At 61.7% G+C, this 17479-nt stretch carries 19 protein-coding genes; 7 read left to right on the top strand and 12 right to left on the bottom strand.

Annotated elements, in window-relative coordinates:
- Positions 1-259 precede the first annotated feature (259 nt).
- Positions 260-1462, bottom strand: coding sequence for a tyrosine--tRNA ligase (gene tyrS / locus NMQ14_RS06420; RefSeq protein ID WP_257094486.1), 1203 nt, complete (start codon positions 1460-1462; stop codon positions 260-262).
- A gap of 108 nt (positions 1463-1570) precedes the next feature.
- Between tyrS and NMQ14_RS06415 the strand changes: the two genes are divergently transcribed.
- A complete protein-coding gene (locus NMQ14_RS06415) occupies positions 1571-2659 on the top strand; it encodes an anhydro-N-acetylmuramic acid kinase (protein ID WP_257094484.1) in 1089 nt (362 codons plus the stop codon).
- Positions 2660-2675: 16 nt separating this feature from the next.
- Here NMQ14_RS06415 and erpA read toward each other — a convergent pair whose 3' ends face one another.
- From erpA to rplM, 6 genes are all read right to left on the bottom strand, one after another.
- Positions 2676-3026: an iron-sulfur cluster insertion protein ErpA gene (gene erpA / locus NMQ14_RS06410; protein ID WP_257081951.1), complete on the bottom strand. Its 351-nt coding sequence runs from the start codon at positions 3024-3026 to the stop codon at positions 2676-2678.
- A 47-nt stretch (positions 3027-3073) separates the two neighbouring features.
- Positions 3074-3475 carry a polymer-forming cytoskeletal protein gene (locus NMQ14_RS06405; protein ID WP_083223953.1) on the bottom strand — a complete coding sequence of 134 codons (402 nt, stop codon included), beginning with the start codon at positions 3473-3475 and terminating at the stop codon, positions 3074-3076.
- A gap of 23 nt (positions 3476-3498) precedes the next feature.
- A complete protein-coding gene (locus NMQ14_RS06400; protein ID WP_257094482.1) occupies positions 3499-4125 on the bottom strand; it encodes a DUF6776 family protein in 627 nt (208 codons plus the stop codon).
- A 101-nt stretch (positions 4126-4226) separates the two neighbouring features.
- Positions 4227-5258 (bottom strand): N-acetyl-gamma-glutamyl-phosphate reductase, encoded by a 1032-nt coding sequence (argC, locus tag NMQ14_RS06395; RefSeq protein ID WP_257094480.1) that lies wholly within the window; start codon positions 5256-5258, stop codon positions 4227-4229.
- A gap of 123 nt (positions 5259-5381) precedes the next feature.
- Positions 5382-5780 carry a 30S ribosomal protein S9 gene (rpsI, locus tag NMQ14_RS06390; protein WP_069038505.1) on the bottom strand — a complete coding sequence of 133 codons (399 nt, stop codon included), beginning with the start codon at positions 5778-5780 and terminating at the stop codon, positions 5382-5384.
- A 13-nt stretch (positions 5781-5793) separates the two neighbouring features.
- On the bottom strand, positions 5794-6222 hold the full coding sequence (rplM, locus tag NMQ14_RS06385; RefSeq protein WP_069038506.1) for a 50S ribosomal protein L13: 429 nt from the start codon (positions 6220-6222) through the stop codon (positions 5794-5796).
- A gap of 500 nt (positions 6223-6722) precedes the next feature.
- Here rplM and NMQ14_RS06380 point away from each other — a divergent pair, with 500 nt between their 5' ends.
- Positions 6723-7145, top strand: a complete 423-nt coding sequence (locus tag NMQ14_RS06380) for an OsmC family protein (RefSeq protein ID WP_257094478.1) — start codon at positions 6723-6725, stop codon at positions 7143-7145.
- A 13-nt stretch (positions 7146-7158) separates the two neighbouring features.
- Here the strand turns inward: NMQ14_RS06380 and coq7 are convergent, their stop codons facing one another.
- Genes coq7 through NMQ14_RS06365 form a run of 3 tightly spaced genes read right to left on the bottom strand, consistent with a single transcriptional unit; the run spans position 7159 to position 9022 of the window.
- Positions 7159-7782: a 2-polyprenyl-3-methyl-6-methoxy-1,4-benzoquinone monooxygenase gene (gene coq7, locus NMQ14_RS06375; protein ID WP_257094476.1), complete on the bottom strand. Its 624-nt coding sequence runs from the start codon at positions 7780-7782 to the stop codon at positions 7159-7161.
- A complete protein-coding gene (locus NMQ14_RS06370; protein WP_257094474.1) occupies positions 7783-8523 on the bottom strand; it encodes a CNP1-like family protein in 741 nt (246 codons plus the stop codon).
- Positions 8447-9022: an RNA pyrophosphohydrolase gene (locus tag NMQ14_RS06365; RefSeq protein ID WP_257094530.1), complete on the bottom strand. Its 576-nt coding sequence runs from the start codon at positions 9020-9022 to the stop codon at positions 8447-8449. Before NMQ14_RS06365 ends, NMQ14_RS06370 begins: the two co-directional genes overlap by 77 nt.
- Before the next feature lie 144 nt (positions 9023-9166).
- Between NMQ14_RS06365 and NMQ14_RS06360 the strand changes: the two genes are divergently transcribed.
- Both NMQ14_RS06360 and NMQ14_RS06355 read left to right on the top strand, forming a co-directional pair.
- Complete coding sequence (locus NMQ14_RS06360) at positions 9167-10894, top strand: proline--tRNA ligase (RefSeq protein ID WP_257094471.1); 1728 nt, start codon at positions 9167-9169, stop codon at positions 10892-10894.
- Positions 10894-11505: a lytic transglycosylase domain-containing protein gene (locus NMQ14_RS06355; RefSeq protein ID WP_257094469.1), complete on the top strand. Its 612-nt coding sequence runs from the start codon at positions 10894-10896 to the stop codon at positions 11503-11505. The genes NMQ14_RS06360 and NMQ14_RS06355 overlap by 1 nt, the downstream gene beginning before the upstream one ends.
- Positions 11506-11511: 6 nt before the next feature.
- Here NMQ14_RS06355 and NMQ14_RS06350 read toward each other — a convergent pair whose 3' ends face one another.
- Together NMQ14_RS06350 and ffh are read right to left on the bottom strand one after the other, a co-directional pair.
- Positions 11512-12138 carry a LuxR C-terminal-related transcriptional regulator gene (locus tag NMQ14_RS06350; protein WP_257094467.1) on the bottom strand — a complete coding sequence of 209 codons (627 nt, stop codon included), beginning with the start codon at positions 12136-12138 and terminating at the stop codon, positions 11512-11514.
- A 19-nt stretch (positions 12139-12157) separates the two neighbouring features.
- Complete coding sequence (gene ffh / locus NMQ14_RS06345; protein ID WP_257094464.1) at positions 12158-13513, bottom strand: signal recognition particle protein; 1356 nt, start codon at positions 13511-13513, stop codon at positions 12158-12160.
- A 37-nt stretch (positions 13514-13550) separates the two neighbouring features.
- Between ffh and NMQ14_RS06340 the strand changes: the two genes are divergently transcribed.
- From NMQ14_RS06340 to pilB, 3 genes are all read left to right on the top strand, one after another.
- Positions 13551-14363: an inner membrane protein YpjD gene (locus tag NMQ14_RS06340; RefSeq protein WP_257094462.1), complete on the top strand. Its 813-nt coding sequence runs from the start codon at positions 13551-13553 to the stop codon at positions 14361-14363.
- A 3-nt stretch (positions 14364-14366) separates the two neighbouring features.
- Positions 14367-15644, top strand: coding sequence for an HlyC/CorC family transporter (locus tag NMQ14_RS06335; protein WP_257094461.1), 1278 nt, complete (start codon positions 14367-14369; stop codon positions 15642-15644).
- A 101-nt stretch (positions 15645-15745) separates the two neighbouring features.
- Complete coding sequence (pilB, locus tag NMQ14_RS06330; protein WP_257081938.1) at positions 15746-17461, top strand: type IV-A pilus assembly ATPase PilB; 1716 nt, start codon at positions 15746-15748, stop codon at positions 17459-17461.
- Positions 17462-17479: the final 18 nt, after the last annotated feature.

Here is a 17479-nt window from a genome sequence, read left to right as displayed (position 1 = left end):
ATTTCCATCACCCCAGGTTCCCCCGAAACGACATCCACACGCCGTTACAACCATGCCGTGCCCACACCTATCGGCTGTTTGTGTTTTTAAAGAGCTTCGCTGCTGAGCAACGAGAGGTGCGCATTCTACGGATAATCGAAAGGCCGTCAATACCTTTTCGAAAGAATCCTGAATATTTTTTGCATCGCACTCACGCCGCCCCGATGCAACACGACAAACGTATAAAAATCCCCCGTTTGATCAGCGGACTAACGGCTCATCACTGGCCGACGATGATCCTGCAAAATTTTCGCTTGCCGACCTGCGCCACCACGTTTGCCCCCGCCGCAAGCAACAGGCCGCGATCGGATACCTTCTCGCCGTCGAGGCGAACACCGCCTTGCTCGATCATGCGCAGCGCCTCCGACGTCGTTCCCGTGAGCCCGGCAGACTTCAGCGCCTGAGCGATCGGCAAACCGGATGGCGGCGCCTGAAGCATCACTTCCGGCAAATCATCCGGCACACCGCCTTGCCGGAACCGCGTTTCAAAGTCCTGCAGCGCTGCATCAGCCGCAGGCGCGCCATGGAAGCGCGCAACGATTTCCTGTGCCAGCATCACTTTTGCATCGCGCGGATTGCGGCCTGCCCGAGTCTCTGTCTGCAGCGCTTCGATCTCGGCACTGCTGCGGAACGACAACAGCTCGAAATAGCGCCACATCAGCGTATCGGATACCGACATCACTTTGCCGAAGATCTCGTTTGGGGGCTCGGAGACGCCGATGTAGTTGCCAAGGGACTTGGACATCTTGTTGACGCCATCCAGCCCTTCAAGCAGCGGCATCATGAGTACAACCTGCTGCGGCTGCCCGTACTGCTTCTGCAGCTCGCGCCCCATCAGCAGGTTGAACTTCTGATCGGTCCCACCGAGCTCCACATCGGCCTTCAATGCGACCGAGTCATAGCCCTGGCAAAGGGGGTAAAGAAATTCGTGGATGGCAATCGGTTGATTGCCGGCATAGCGCTTTGCAAAGTCGTCGCGCTCGAGCATTCTGGCCACCGTATGGCGCGAAGCGAGGCGGATCATGCCCTCGGCGCCGAGTTCGTTCATCCAGGTCGAGTTGAACACAACCTCCATGCGCTCGGGGTCAAGGATCTTGCCGACCTGATCCTGATAGGTGCGCGCATTGGCAAGCACCTGTTCGCGGCTGAGCGGGGGCCGGGTCGCATTCTTGCCAGTCGGGTCACCGATCGAGCCGGTGAAGTCACCGATCAGGAACAGGATGTGGTGACCAAGGTCCTGAAAATGCTTCAGCTTGTTCAGCAATACGGTGTGCCCAAGATGCAGGTCCGGTGCTGTAGGATCGAAGCCGGCCTTGACCCTCAGCGGGCGCCCGGACCTCAACTTCTCTACCAGATCAGCCTCGGGCAACAACTCTTCCACGCCACGCTTTATCCAGTGCAACGCTTGTTCGACATCTGACATGACTGTACTCCGGCTATCCAGAAACGCCGGCTGGCCCAGATCAGGCCGGCCGGCGTGCAAATCGCGCGATGGTATAGCAAGCGCGGTACCGCGCCGACGGGAAGGCTCATGAGGGAGCTGTTCGTCGGAATCATGTCGGGCACCAGCCTCGACGGAATTGATGCGGTGCTGGCCGATTTTTCGGCCGAACGGCCTGCGCAGCTCGCGCATGCACACCGGCCCTACACGAGCACGCTGCGCGAAGAACTGACCGCACTGTGCGCGAGCGGGCCAGACGAAATACATCGATCGCAACGCGCAGCCATTGCATTGGCCCATCTCAGCGCTGAACTGGTTTGCGGACTGCTCACCGCGGCCGGACTGTCTGCAGCAGACGTCAGCGCCATCGGCTGCCACGGCCAGACCGTCCGGCACATGCCGGACGACGGTTACACATTGCAGATCAACGCACCTTCACTGCTGGCCGAGCTGACCGGGATTGCCGTGGTCGCCGATTTCCGCACGCGCGATCTAGCGGCCGGCGGACAAGGCGCACCGCTCGTGCCAGCGTTCCACGCTCATGTTTTCTCCGACGCAACGCGGTCGCGCGTGGTACTGAACATCGGCGGCATGGCGAACGTGACACTGCTGGCGCCGGGCGAGCCGGTGCGTGGATTCGATTGCGGCCCCGGCAACGTGCTGATGGACGGTTGGATCGCGCGCGCGAGGGAGCTACCCTACGATGCTGATGGCGCGTGGGCAGCAACCGGGAAGGTGGATCGGAAGCTGCTTGATGGGTTGCTGTCGCATCCGTTCTTCGCACGCCAGCCACCAAAGAGCTGTGGGCGAGAACAGTTCAATCTCGATTGGCTGGATTCGCTGTTGACGGGCAGCGAGCGCGCCGAGGACGTGCAGGCCACCCTGGCGGAATTGACCGCAATGTCGGTGTGCCAGGCGCTGGCGTCCGCCGGTTTCAGCGCCGATGAGATCGCCGTGTGCGGCGGTGGCGCCTTGAACACGCATCTTGTGAACCGACTGCAGGCCAATACAGGAGCTCAGGTCATCAGCACCGCCCACTGGGGTGTCGCGCCCGGCAGCGTTGAATCGCTCGCGTTCGCGTGGCTTGCGCGGCGCACCTTGCGCGGCGAGCCTGGCAACGTACCGAACGTCACCGGTGCCCGCGGCCCCCGGATACTGGGCGCCGTGTGGCCGGCCTAGAAACCAGCTTGCAAAATCAGACTGAGAAGGACGAGCCGCAGCCGCAGGTCGATGTCGCGTTCGGATTCTTGATCACGAACTGGGCACCTTCGAGACCTTCACTGTAATCAATCTCTGCGCCAACCAGGTACTGGTAGCTCATCGGATCGATCAACAGCGTCACACCGTTCTTCTCAAGTGCAGTGTCGTCTTCGTTGGTGACTTCGTCGAACGTGAAGCCGTACTGGAAACCCGAGCACCCACCGCCCGACACGAAAACGCGCAGTTTCAGGTCAGGGTTGCCCTCCTCAAGGATCAGCTCCTGGACTTTGTTTGCCGCGCTGTCGGAAAAAAGCAGCGGCATCGGCATTTCGGTCATTGCATTCATGTTTCGTTACTCCAAGGTTGCTGCACTACAAGGCAGGTTCGTTCAACTCAACTTCCACTGGCCAATTTCAGCTCTATCGCACGCGGCGCTGCATTCTGATGTTCAAGCTGCCCCTTGACGATAGCACCAAGATGCACCTCCAGCCTGTTATAGACAACATCGCCGGAAATTCGTGCCTGCGGCTGCAGCTCGAGAAACTCGGACGATACGATGGGCCCGTTGACAACACCATTCACCATGGCGTGGGTCACGGATACAGCACCTTCGATCCGCGCATGCTCGCTCAGCACCAGTGTGCTGGATTCATCCCCGTCAGCTCGCACATTGCCCGCCACTTCACCATCAATGCGCAGGCCGCCACGGAAATGTACGTCACCAACCACTCTGGTTCCCGCGCCGATCAGGCTGTCGATGCGATTACTGGGCTTCTTCGATTTCTTTCCGAACATGCCGTCCTCCGTGGGTTGTAGATTCAAACCGCCGCCGTCGCACGCGCCCTGATTTGTCCGTCCTGAACAAAGCGGGCTTCAATCGATTTCAGTCGCGCGCCATCAGGCAAGGTAATCACCCCATCGACACGCTGGAAGTGCCTGAAGGCAACGCGATGCGATGCGTCGCCGGATTTGGGTGGAAATGTGATGTTAGCATCGTGCCCCTGTTGGTCAATTGTCGCAACGATCTCGTAGGCTCCAAGTGCGTCCCGGTCGGGCTTGCCGCCTTGGCGGATGATCAGCATGCGATAACGATAGCGCCCCGCCTCGCCATCGGATTCGAGCACCAGTCGGTTGATCTTGAAACCCTGCTCTACGCCGGATGAACCGGCCAGACTTTCGAATACGAGCATGTCTTCGCGCAGGCGGCTATTCTCGCTTTCCAGCGAGCGGATGCGGGACGTCAGCTGCTCCTGCGCGCTTCGCTCGATCTGCAACGTGCTATGCGCTGCATCGGCCTGCTGACGAATACCCGCCAGTTCGCCTTCAAGCACCGACACGCGCTCACGGAGCGATTTCGCCTCCGACTGTATGCCCGAAACGTCCAGACCCACCCAGCCGCGCCCGGCGTCAAAAATTACTTGCGCCAGCACAAGCGCAATCGCCACTACACCCGTGACCGCAAGCGCCTTGAGATACCAGGGCGCGTGGGAACGCACCGCAACCTGACGGGCTGCGATGCCGTGGCGCGAGCGCCAGCGACGCGCCTTTACGGCAAGACCGGTACGAGCTCTAGTCCACACGACTCATCGAACCCGAACATCAGATTCATGTTCTGCACCGCCTGTCCCGCAGCACCTTTCACCAGGTTGTCGATAACGCTGAGCACTACAACCGTATCGCCGCCCTGCGGGCGGTGTACCGCGATGCGGCAGGTGTTGGACGCACGAACAGAACGCGTCTCTGGATGACTGCCCGCCGGCAGGACGTCGACGAAGCGTTCGTTAGCGTAGCGCTCCTCAAACAGCGCCTGCAGGTCACAGTCCTTCGTCACGCGGCCATACAGGGTGGCGTGAATGCCGCGAATCAGAGGCGTCAGATGCGGCACGAAGGTCAGGCCGATTTCTCTGCCGGCCACGTTCGACAGGCCCTGCCGGATTTCAGGGAGGTGACGGTGTCCCGGGACCCCGTACGCCTTGAAATTGTCCGATGATTCAGCGAAAAGCGTGTGCACTTCCGCCTTGCGCCCAGCACCGGACACACCGGACTTGGCGTCGGCGATAAGGCCCGCGGGATCGATCACACCTGCTTCGATCAGTGGAATGAATCCGAGTTGCACTGCTGTCGGATAGCAACCAGGATTTGCGACGATACGTGCGGAACGTATCGTCGCCCTGCTGACCTCGGGCAGACCATAGACTGCTTCAGCAAGGATGTCAGGGCAGGCGTGCGGCATGCCGTACCATTTTTCCCAGACGGCCTCGTCCTTGAGGCGGAAGTCCGCGGCGAGGTCGATGACCTTCACCCCTGCCGCCAGCAGTACCGGCACCTGCTGCATGGCAATGCCGTTCGGTGTGGCGAAGAACACCACGTGGCAGTCTTCGAGCCCCGCATCGACTGGGTCGGCAAAACGCAGATCGACATGCCCCCGCAGGCTTGGAAACATCTCGGACACGAGTTTTCCCGCATCGCCGCGAGAGGTTATCGCCTTCAGTTCAACTTCTGGATGTCGCGCCAGCAGGCGCAGCAATTCGACGCCCGTGTAACCCGTTCCACCGACGATACCAACCCGGATAGCCACCTCGATTCCCCTTTGAATGGATGCGGCGTGGAGCGAACTCGTAGCTCCGCATACGCCGCATGATGCCAGAAACGAAAAAGGCCGCTGTCGAGGCGGCCTTTTCCGGATGAGGCGACTGACGGATCAGCGCTTCGAAAATTGCTTGCGACGACGCGCCTTGTGGAAGCCAACCTTCTTGCGCTCCACTTCACGTGCATCCCGCGTGACAAACCCCGCCTTGCTGAGTGCCGGCTTCAGCGTCGCATCATAGTCGATGAGCGCGCGGGTGATGCCGTGGCGGACCGCGCCAGCCTGACCGGATTCGCCACCGCCGATAACGTTCACCATGATGTCAAACGTGCTCACATGTTCGGTCAGCTCGAGCGGCTGTCTGACGACCATTCGGCCGGTTTCGCGCGAAAAGAACTCGTCGACCGGCTTGTCATTTACAACGAAAGCGCCCTTGCCCGGACGGAGGAACACCCGGGCGACCGCAGTCTTGCGCCGTCCCGTGCCGTAGTAATAATCAACGTTAAAAGCCATGACCGGACCGTCCTCAGATATTCAGTGCTTTGGGTTGCTGCGCGGTGTGCGGATGATCCGTCCCCGCGTAGCACTTCAGCTTCTTAAGCATTGCGTAGCCGAGCGGCCCCTTCGGAAGCATACCCTTGACTGCCTTCTCAAGAACACGCTCCGGGAAACGCTGCTGCAGCTTCGTGAAATTCGTTTCGTAGATACCGCCGGGGTAACCCGAGTGGCGGTAGTACTTCTTGTCTTCTGCCTTGTTGCCGGTGACGCGCAGCTTCTCGACGTTCACGACAACAATGTAATCGCCCGTGTCGACGTGCGGAGTAAATACAGGCTTGTGCTTGCCGCGCAGACGGCGTGCGATTTCGCTGGCCAGGCGCCCGAGCACCTTGTCAGAGGCATCGACGACATACCAGTCGCGCTCGACTTCGTGCGGCTTGGCTGAAAAGGTTTTCATCTCGAACGTCCCAATGATTTCGGGCCAGATCGCCCAAAAGCCGGCGAATATAGCCCGCGTAGTCAGGCGTGTCAATGCTCGACGCCTGAATAAAAAAAGCGCGACTCAATGAGTCGCGCTAAATCCACACCAAAGGAGGAGGGTGGAGGAGACACCTGCGGAGAAACGATCGCGGAGCCAACGACTGGCGTGAAGTGAACGATCGTCCTCAAAACTTGACCTGATTATTGTCCAGCCGACCGGCGTAAGCAAGAATTTTTTGCATCGCACAAGTGACGCATCACATCCGAAATGGGAAACAGCACTGACCCAAGGCCGTAAAAACCGCTATTTTTCATTGAGTTGCAGACTGATTTCTCATCAGTCAATGAATCACCACTACTGAAATGCGGATTACTTCGCATTGCCACCGAGTCCGTGCCGCGTTGCAACAATTCCGGCGCTCGCGGATTCATCGTGTCTGAGCATTACAATCTCCCGCTCTAACAGGAGATGGCGCAATGGAATGTGTCGTGAAGTGGCTGGACGGCGTGAGCTTCGTGGCCGAGACGGGCTCCGGCCACATGCTGAATATGGACGGCGCGCCGGAAGCCGGCGGTCGCAACATGGCACCGCGACCCATGGAACTGCTGCTCGCCGGCACAGGAGGCTGCACAGCCTTCGATGTCATGCTGATACTGAAGAAAAGTCGTCAGGCGGTCACTGGCTGTGAAGTGGAGCTCAAGGCAGACCGCGCACTCGAAGACCCCAAGGTGTTCACCCGCATCGGGTTCCACTTCAAGATCAGCGGGCTGCAGCTGAAACCGGAAATGATCGAGCGCGCGATCCATCTGTCGGCCGAGAAGTACTGTTCGGCTTCCATCATGCTCGGCCAGACGGCGCGTATCGAGCACACGTGGGAAATCATCGAAACACCTGCCTGATCGGCAGGTGCCGTCAGACGTGGTAAGCGAGTCTGGTCATCACCGACGACGCCGCACGCATCGCAGCCCGGACGGGTGCCGGCAAGTCTGCGGCGCCCAGCCTTTCCGCTACGCGCGCATGCTGGCGCTCGTCCTGCCGCATCTGTTCGAGCAGCCTCCAGGATTTCTGGTCAGCGGCCGGCAGTCGATCCAGATGCCCTTGCAGGTGCGCCTCGACCTGCCCTTCTGTCTCCATCAGGAAACCCAGATTCCATTTGTCGCCGACCAGTCCGGCGGTAACACCTGCCAGCAACGCACCGCAATACCAGAGCGGATTCAGCAGGCTGGTCCGAGCACCGAGTTCCCCGATGCGTGACGCAGTCCAGCACAGGTGTTCGGTCTCCTCGATGGCCGCCTGACGCAACGCATCGCGAACAGATGGATCGCGACACGTCAGCGCCTGCCCCTGATACAGCGCCTGGGCACAGATCTCCCCCACATGGTTGATGCGCATCAGAGCGCCTACATGACGACGCTGGCCGTCGTCGAGATCCGGCTCCGGCAGTTCGGAACCCGGAATCGGGCGTGCGGTTCGTGCGGGTGCCGCCAGAGTGCGCAGCGCGCGATCAAGTTCGATGATCAGTCGATCCGGGAACATTCAGCGATAGCCCGTAAGTGGTGTACCGACGCGCGACTTGAAGCTGGCCGCCATCAACTCGATCGCCTGAGATGGCTTCTGCGGGCGATCGCCCGCACACACCAAACCATCGAACAAAGCGTAGTGATAGGCGTTGAAGCGATTGCCGGTGTAGACCGGAGACCAGCGCACACCACGCGGAGTCACCCAGCCCGTTCCTGTCCTGAGGTAAGCGTACAGACGGCGCTCCGCCGTTGCGCAACGAATGCCCTCGACCGAAACAGTCTCTGCGCCACCCGCGGTCAGCACACGGGAAATGAAGCGCGTCACTTCGTCCTTGCCCACGCTGATACTCGCGCGTGCGACAAAATAGCGATTTCGCGTCTCGGAACCGATATGGAATTCGACCCAGTCCGTCGCCTGAGCAACATCGGGCAATGCGAAGTCGTCTTCCTTCAGTTCGCCCGGTTCGCCGGCTTCCTCTCCGCGATAGGGCTCCGGTTTCTGCCAGTCGGTGATCTGCGCACCTGCGCCGGTCATCCAGAAGCACAGCAACAACGCCGCAGCACGACGTCCGGCGGCTGGAGAAGGTTTGATCGACATATGAGCAGTTGAGGGTCCTTGGTTGATGCAGGTTCCGCAACTTGCTGCAGCACCTGCACGGCCCGGACGAAATTCGACGCACTCAAGGCGCCGGGGAAACAGAGTCCGGTCGTGAGTCGTCCGGAAGCGGCGCAGCCTTGTGTTCCTCGTCGTCGCCATGACTCGAGCAGCCTTTCGCGCGGGCGTTCCGGAAGGCCAGCCGCGCCAGTTCAGTCAGCGCCTGCTGATAGACCTGCCGCTTGAACTCGATGACCGAATCCAGCGGAATCCAGTAATCGTGCCATCGCCATGCGTCAAATTCGGGATGATCGGTCGCGCGCAGGCAGACGTCGCAATCGCGGCCCACCATGCGCAACAGATACCAGATCTGCTTCTGGCCGCGGTACGCACTGCGCCATTCGCGCCGCACCCAGTTGCGCGGCACGTCATAGCGCAACCAGTCGCGGGTGCGCCCGACGATACGCACATGCTGCGGACGTAGCCCCAACTCTTCCCAGAGCTCGCGGTACATCGCCTGCTCGGGCGATTCACCGTGATTGATGCCTCCTTGCGGAAACTGCCAGGCGTGTTCGCCTATGCGCTTTCCCCAGAAGACCTCATTGCGCCCGTTGATGAGGATGATGCCGACGTTCGGGCGATACCCTTCCCGGTCGAGCATGACTGAACCTGCCTGATGAAATTTTTGTGGATTCTTCCACAATTCGTCACCGAATTGAAGCAAAGGTCGCCGCTTCAGCCTATCGGTGCCAAGCGGCTAGAATCGCAGGTTGGCCACTTAACCATTCCCGGGTTCGCGAACTTCATGCACGCCAGCAAATTCTTCATTTCCACACTCAAGGAAGCGCCCTCGGACGCCGAGGTCGTTTCGCACAAGCTGATGACCCGCGCCGGCATGATCCGCAAGCTCGCTGGCGGCATCTACAACTACATGCCGATGGGGCTGCGGGTCATCCGGAAAATCGAAGGCATCATCCGCGACGAAATGAACAAGGCCGGCGCGATCGAGCTGCTGATGCCGCTGATTCAGCCAGCCGAGCTGTGGCAGGAGACCGGGCGCTGGGACAAGATGGGTCCAGAAATGCTGCGCGTGAAGGATAGACATGACCGCGACTTCATCATCCAGCCGACGTCGGAAGAGGTCGTCACCGATATCGCGCGGGCCGAAATCCACAGCTGGCGTCAGCTGCCGAAGAATTTCTATCATATCCAGACCAAATTCCGCGATGAGCGCCGGCCGCGCTTCGGCGTGATGCGCGGACGCGAATTCACGATGAAGGATGCTTATTCGTTCGATCGTGACGATGACGCTGCCGGCCGCAGCTACGACATCATGTTCGACGCCTATCTGCGCATCTTCAACCGGCTCGGCCTGCAATTTCGCGCCGTTGCCGCCGACACAGGCGCCATCGGCGGCTCGCGCAGCCACGAATTCCAGGTGATCGCCGACACCGGCGAAGACCTGATCGCCTGGTGCCCCGAGTCCGACTACGCCGCCAATATAGAACTCGCGCAGGCTGTGTCGCTGATCCCGCAACGCGGAGCAGCGACGCAGGTGATGGCTGTCACACCGACGCCCGGCACGACGCGGTGCGAGGATGTTTCGGCGCTGCTCGGCATCCCGCTGGCGTCGACCGTCAAGTCCATCGTGCTTGCGGCCGAAAAGGAAGGCAGGGCCGAACTGTGGCTGCTCATGTTGCGCGGGGATCACGAACTGAATGAAGTGAAGGCGTCGAAGCTGACGGGTCTCAAGGACGGATTCCGCTTTGCGTCAGAAGCGGAGATCGTCGAGCACTTCGGCTGTGTGCCGGGCTATCTCGGGCCGATCGGCCTGAAGAAGCCGGTGCGCATCGTGGCCGACCTGACTGTCGCCAACATGAACGACTTCGTCACCGGCGCCAACCAGCCGGACGCCCACCTGACCGGCGTGAACTGGGGTCGAGACCTGCCGGAACCCGAAACGGTCGCCGACCTGCGCAACGTGGTTGAAGGCGATCCGTCGCCGGACGGCAAGGGTGTGCTGGCCATCCAGCGCGGCATCGAGGTCGGCCACGTGTTCTTCCTCGGCACCAAGTACTCGGAAGCGATGAACTGCACCTATCTCGACGAAACCGGCAAGCCGCGCACCATGGTGATGGGTTGCTACGGCATCGGCGTGACGCGCCTGGTCGGCGCAGCGATCGAACAGAACCACGACGAGCGCGGCATTATCTGGCCGCAGACGATCGCCCCGTTCGAAGTCGTGATCTGCCCGGTCGGCTGGAGCAAGTCCGACGCCGTGCGCGACGCGGCGCAGTCGCTATACGGTGAACTGGTTGAAAAGGGCTTCGACGTCATCCTCGACGATCGCGACGAGCGCCCGGGCGTGATGTTTGCCGATTGGGAGCTGATCGGCGTGCCGCACCGCATCACGGTCGGCGAGCGCGGCCTGAAAGAGGGGTTGGTCGAGTACCAGCACCGGCGCGAGGGCGTGGTGCACAAAGTGGCGCCGGACGCCGTGGCCGGACTTCTGGGCGCCCCTGCAGGACACTGATGAGACGCGCTCGGCTCGCCTGCTTCGCCCTGCTGCTCGCTTCGCTGCCGGGCGGCGCGGCCGCGTCTCAGCAGTACGAGCCGCTGGCCGACAGCGTGCGCGCGGCGCTGCACCGGGCGATCAGTGACCGACCGGCACCGGAGTCAGCCGGCGGCGCGTCGGCCGAACGTCAGCTCTGGCTGAATACGATGTCCGAGCGGCTGACCAAACGCATGCCGGACGACGCCGGGCGCATGGAATTCCTGAAGGCGGTGCATTACGAGGCAACGCGGGCCGGACTCGACCCGCAGCTTGTGCTCGGCTTGATCCAGGTAGAAAGCGGCTTTCGCAAGTACGCGGTGTCGAGCGCCGGTGCGCGCGGCTACATGCAGGTCATGCCGTTCTGGGTGAAGCTGATCGGCAACGAGGAAAGCAACCTGTTCCACCTGCGCACCAACCTGCGCTTCGGCTGCACGATCCTGCGCCACTATCTCGACATCGAGAAGGGCAACCTGTTCAGGGCGCTCGGGCGCTACAACGGCAGCCTGGGCAAGGCCGAATACCCGAATCTTGTACGCGGCGCGTGGGAGCGTCACTGGTCCTGGCCCGGCTTGAGTGCCAGCAATCCCTGAACCCGGTCAGCGCAATGGCTCCGAGAGCAATCGCCATTCGGTGACCTGAGCCACCAGTTCGGCCAGCGAATCGACCTTCATCTTGGTCATCACGCGCGCGCGGTGCTGTTCCACTGTCTTCATGCTGATGCCGAGATCGACTGCGATCTCCGCGTTCTGACGCCCATCCATGACGCGCTCGAGCACTTCGCGCTCGCGCGCGGTCAGCGTTCCCAGATGTTGTCCAACCGCATTAAGGCGGCTGCGCCGGCCGCGCTGCGCACTGTGGATGCCGATCGCTTCATTCACCCGTTCGCGCAATTGCACCGGATCGACCGGCTTGAGCAGGAAATCCAGCGCGCCGCCGCGCACCGCCTGAACAGCCTGGTGCACCTCGCAGGGGCCCGACACGAACACGATCAGGGCGCGGCTGCCGATGGCGCGCAGACTGGACTGCAACTCGACGCCGGCGATGTCCCGCAAGGTCGCGCTGACCACCAGGCAAGCCGCGCGTGCGATGGCACTGCGGTTCTGCAGCAGCGAACCGGCGCCGGCAAACACCTGCACATCGATCTCCGGTCCTTCAAGCGCTTCCGCCAGCGCGCGGCGGGCGCGCTCGTCGTCATCGACGACACATACCAGCTCGCGAACCACGGCGACCGGCTCCGCGCGCTCAGCGCATGCCCGGGAGCATGCCCTTCATGCTGCGCATCATTTTCTGCATGCCCCCCTTGGAGAACTGCTTCATCATTTTCTGCGTCTGTTCGAACTGGTTCAGCAACCGGTTCACCTCCTGCACCGATGTACCGGAACCCGCTGCGATGCGCCGTTTGCGACTTGCCTTGATCAGTTCGGGCTTGGTACGTTCGGACGGCGTCATGGAATTGATGATGCCTTCGATGCGCCGGATGGCCTTGTCGTCCTGGCCACCCTGCATCTGCTGGGCGGCACCTGCGAATTGCGCCGGCAGCTTGTCCATCAGCGCCGACAGGCCACCCATCTTGCGCATCTGCGCGATCTGCTGCTTGAAGTCATTGAGATCGAAGCCTTTGCCGCTTTTCAGCTTCTGCGCCAGATCGCGCGCCTGATCCTCGTCGACCTGACGGCGCGCGTCTTCGACGAGACCGAGGATGTCACCCATGCCGAGAATGCGGGATGCCATGCGCTGCGGATGGAACTCCTCCAGTCCGGTCAGCTTTTCGCCGACGCCGGCGAACTTCAGCGGCGCACCGGTCACATGGCGCACCGACAGCGCTGCGCCACCGCGCGCATCGCCATCAAGCTTGGTCAGCACGACGCCGGTCAGCGGCAGCGCATCCTTGAACGCCTTGGCGGTATTGACCGCGTCCTGACCCAACATGGCGTCGACAACGAACAGCGTTTCGATCGGTTTGATCGCCTCGTGCAGCGCGCGGATCTCATCCATCATCGGCTGGTCGACCGCCAATCGGCCAGCGGTGTCGACCAGCAGCACATCGAAGTAACGGGTTTTCGCGAATTCGACCGCCGCGCGCGCGATGTCGACCGGCTTCTGGTCGGGCGTCGATGGGAAGAACTCTGCGCCGGCCTGGCCGGTCACCGTGCGCAACTGCTCGATGGCGGCCGGGCGATAGACGTCGCACGACACCGTCAGCACCTTCTTCTTCTGCGTCTCCTTCAGCCACTTGGCCAGCTTGCCGACTGTCGTCGTCTTGCCGGCGCCCTGAAGGCCGGCCATCAACACGATGGCAGGTGGCTGGGTGGCGAAGTTCAGACCGACCGAGGCGCCGCCCATCAGCGCGGTGAGCTCGTCATGGACGACGCCGATCAGCGCCTGGCCGGGAGTGAGTGATCCGACCACTTCCTGACCGACCGCCTTTTCGCGGATCTTCGCGACGAGGTCTTTCACGACAGGGAGCGCAACGTCGGCTTCAAGCAGGGCCATGCGCACCTCGCGCAGCATGTCTGCAATGTTCTCGTCGGTCAGGCGAGCCTGACCGCGCAGCGTCTTGACGACCTTGGCAAGCCGTTGGGTGAGGTTGTCTAGCATGTCGGGGCGGCCTGCGCCTTGGGTTAAACTGGGAGCAATGATTCTAATCGAACTGCTCCCTTCCGCCCTGTACGCCGCACTGGCGCTTTGGCTTGCCCGCCCTGCCATGCTGGCCCAGGCACTGCCGGCGCCGGGGAGCAGCTCGCGCACCGCGGCGCTCGCCTTCGCGCTTGTGGTACACGGCGTGGTGCTGTCGCACCAGCTCTTCCCGGACGGCCAGATGCGGTTCGGCGCGGCCGACGCACTTGCCGTAATGACCTGGCTGGCACTGGTTTTCTACTGGGTGGAAAGCCTGTCATCGCGACTGGATGGCCTGCACACACTGGCGCTGCCGGTCGCTGCGGTGTGCGCCGCGATTCCGGTCATCTGGCCGGACCGTCACGCGATCGGCAACGCCGACAATCTGCTGTTCCGCACCCATTTCGTCATGGCGATGACCGCCTACAGCCTGTTTACGCTGGCCGCGCTGCACGCGATGCTGATGTCGGCCGTCGAGCGCAGCCTGCACAAGGGCCGGCTGACCCGATTGCTCGACAACATGCCGCCGCTCCTGGTGATGGAAGGGCTGCTGTTCAGGCTCATCACGGTCGCTTTCGTGCTGCTGAGTGCAACGCTGGTCAGCGGCATCGTGTTTTCGGAACAGGTATTCGGCAAGCCGCTCACCTTCAATCACAAGACCTTCTTCGCGATCCTGTCCTGGGTGCTGTTCGGCATCCTGCTGGCCGGGCGTCACTTCCGCGGCTGGCGTGGCCGGCTCGCCCTGCGCTGGACGCTGGGCGGCTTCTTCGTGCTGCTGCTCGCCTATATCGGCACGCGCTTCGTGGTCGAGGTCGTGCTCGGCCGTAACTGAGCGATGGATTCGATCCCGCTATCCAGCCAGTTCGTGGCGCTGGCCGTGCTGCTGGTGCTGTCGGGCTTCTTCTCGATGGCCGAGACCGCAATGATGGCCTCCAACCGCTACCGGCTGAAGGCGGCGGCCCAGGGTGGCTCGCGCGGCGCACAGCACGCGCTCGACCTGCTGGCACAGACCGACAAGCTGCTCGGCGTCATCCTGCTGTTCAACAATCTGGTCAATGCCGCCGCCGCCACGCTGACCGGGGTGATCGTGATCGGCCTGTTCGGCGAAGGCGAGTTGACACTCGCGATCGGCACGCTGCTGATCACCTTCCTCATCCTGGTATTTTCCGAGATCACGCCCAAGGTGGTCGGCGCGGGCTACGCCAATTCGATCGCCCCGGTGGTCGCGTTCGTGCTCAAGCCGTTGTTGAAGGTGTTCTATCCGGTCATCTGGTCGGTCAATCTGCTCGTTTCGGGCATCCTGCGCATCACCCGCCTGAACCCCGGCGACCAGGAAGAAGGTCATGCGCTGTCAGCAGACGAATTGCGCGCGCTGATGACCGAATCCGGCCACTTCATCCCCGCCGCGCACCGGCGCATCCTGATCAACCTGTTCGAACTGGAAGACGTGACGGTGGAGGACGTGATGACTCCGCGCAACCAGATCGAGGCGATCGACCTCGAACAGCCGCTGCCGGACATCCAGCACCAGATTGCCACCAGCCACCACGGCCGGGTTCCGGTCTATGTCGGCGAGCTGGACCGGGTGCTCGGCGTGTTGCCGCAGCGGCGGGTGGTCAGCGCACTGTCGGCGGGCGAGCTCGACAAGGACGAAATCCGTGCGCTGCTGACCAAGCCCTACTTCGTGCCGTCGGCGACGCCGCTTTACAGCCAGCTGCAGTTTTTCCAGGAGAACCGGCAACGCCTGGCACTGGTGGTGAACGAATACGGCGAGGTCGAAGGACTGGTCACCCTGGAGGACATCATCGAGGAGATCGTCGGCAAATTCACCACCGGCCAGCCAGGGAGCGCACTCTCGCTGACCTGGGCGGACGGCAGCGTCATCGTCGATGGCAGCCGCAGCCTGCGCGAACTGAATGGCAAGCTCGGGCTCAACCTCCCGCTTCAGGGGCCGAAAACACTGAACGGGTTGTTGCTTGACCACCTGCAGGACATCCCTGAATCCGGTCTTTCGGTACGGATCGACAACGTGACGATGGAAATACTGCATACCGAAGACCGAATGGTGCGCAGCGTGCGCCTGTTCAAACCGGTCGACGAGACGAAGCGTTGAAACGGCGTTGAAGCGCCACAAACCGTTTACAGATCAAGCCTGAATCGTCATCATCAAAGGCGATTTATCAACTTTCGAAAAACCCGTCTCCGACTCCGATCATGGCCGCTACAGCAAAAAGCTCCCTGTCAGGTCTGGCGCGCGCGCTGGCCCAGCACGGCCGCCTGACCGAGACGGAAGCCAGCACGCTGACACGTGAAGGCGATCAGTCGGGGGCAGGTTTCGTGGCCCAGCTCGTGGCGAGCGGCAAGATGTCCGCACGTGATGCGGCCGTGTTCGCATCTGAAACCTTCGGCTATCCGCTGCTGGACCTGACGCAGTACGACCCCGACCAGTTCGCCACCGACGCGATCGACAAGAAGTTGATGCGCACGCATCGCGTGCTGGCGCTCAAGAAGCGCGCCAACCGGCTGGCCGTGGCGATCGCCGATCCCTCCAATCTGCGCGCAATCGATGAAGTCCGCTTCCAGACCGGACTGGCCGTCGATCCGGTTGTGGTGGAGACGGACAAGCTGTTTGCGCTGGTCGACAAGCTGTCGGAATCGGTCGAGAAGACGCTGGAATCACTCTCTTCGGCCGACTTCGACTTCGAAGGTGAAATGGCGCCGGACGAGGACGCCGCAAGCAACGACACTGGCGCCATCGAAATCGACGACGCGCCGGTGGTGCGTTTCATCCAGAAGATCTTGCTTGACGCGATCAATGAGGGCGCGTCTGACGTCCACTTCGAGCCGTACGAAAAGTACTACCGCATCCGCTATCGCACTGACGGCGTGCTGCGCGAAATCACCCAGCCGCCGCTGGTGCTGCGGGAAAAGATCGCGTCACGCATCAAAGTCATTTCCAGGCTCGACATTTCGGAAAAACGGGTCCCCCAGGATGGCCGGATGAAATTCGTGCTGTCCAAGACGCGCGCCATCGACTTCCGGGTCAGCACGCTGCCGACGCTGCACGGCGAGAAGATCGTCATGCGGATTCTCGATCCGAGCTCGGCCATGCTGGGCATCGACGCGCTCGGTTACGAGCCTCCGCAGCGTGCGGCGCTGATGCATGCGATCGGGCGTCCGTACGGCATGATTCTGGTCACCGGGCCGACCGGTTCGGGCAAGACCGTGTCGCTCTACACCTGCCTGAACATACTGAATCAGGCCGGCGTGAACATTTCGACCGCGGAAGATCCGGCCGAAATCAACCTGCCGGGCGTCAATCAGGTCAATGTGAATGACAAGGCCGGCCTGACTTTCGCTGCGGCGCTCAAATCCTTCCTGCGGCAGGATCCGGACGTGATCATGGTCGGCGAAATCCGCGACCTCGAAACAGCCGAAATTTCGATCAAGGCCGCCCAGACCGGTCACCTCGTGCTGTCGACGCTGCACACGAACGACGCGCCGACCACGCTCGACCGCATGCGCAACATGGGCATTGCAGCATTCAATATTGCATCGAGCGTCATATTGATCACTGCACAGCGCCTCGCACGACGCCTATGCTCCTGCAAGCAACCGATGGACATTCCGGTCGAAGCCCTGCTGGAAGCCGGCTTCACCGAAGAAGAACTTGACGGCAGCTGGCAGCCCTACGGTCCGGTTGGCTGCGAGCGCTGCAAGGACAGTGGCTACAAGGGCCGGGTCGGCATCTACCAGGTGATGCCGATCTCGGATGAGATTGCGCATATCATCATGACCAATGGCAACTCGATCGACATTGCGCAGCAGGCCCGGCGCGACGGCGTAAGGGATTTGCGACAGTCGGGTCTGCTGAAGGTCAAGCAGGGTGTGACCTCGCTGGCGGAAGTGCTTGCCTGCACCAATGAATGAACGGTCGCGGCACCCCCG

Source organism: Methyloversatilis sp. XJ19-13, from assembly GCF_024580155.1.
Taxonomy (GTDB): domain Bacteria; phylum Pseudomonadota; class Gammaproteobacteria; order Burkholderiales; family Rhodocyclaceae; genus Methyloversatilis.
The sequence above is the reverse complement of the archived record's forward strand: the minus strand, read 5'-3'. Positions and strand labels throughout refer to the sequence as shown.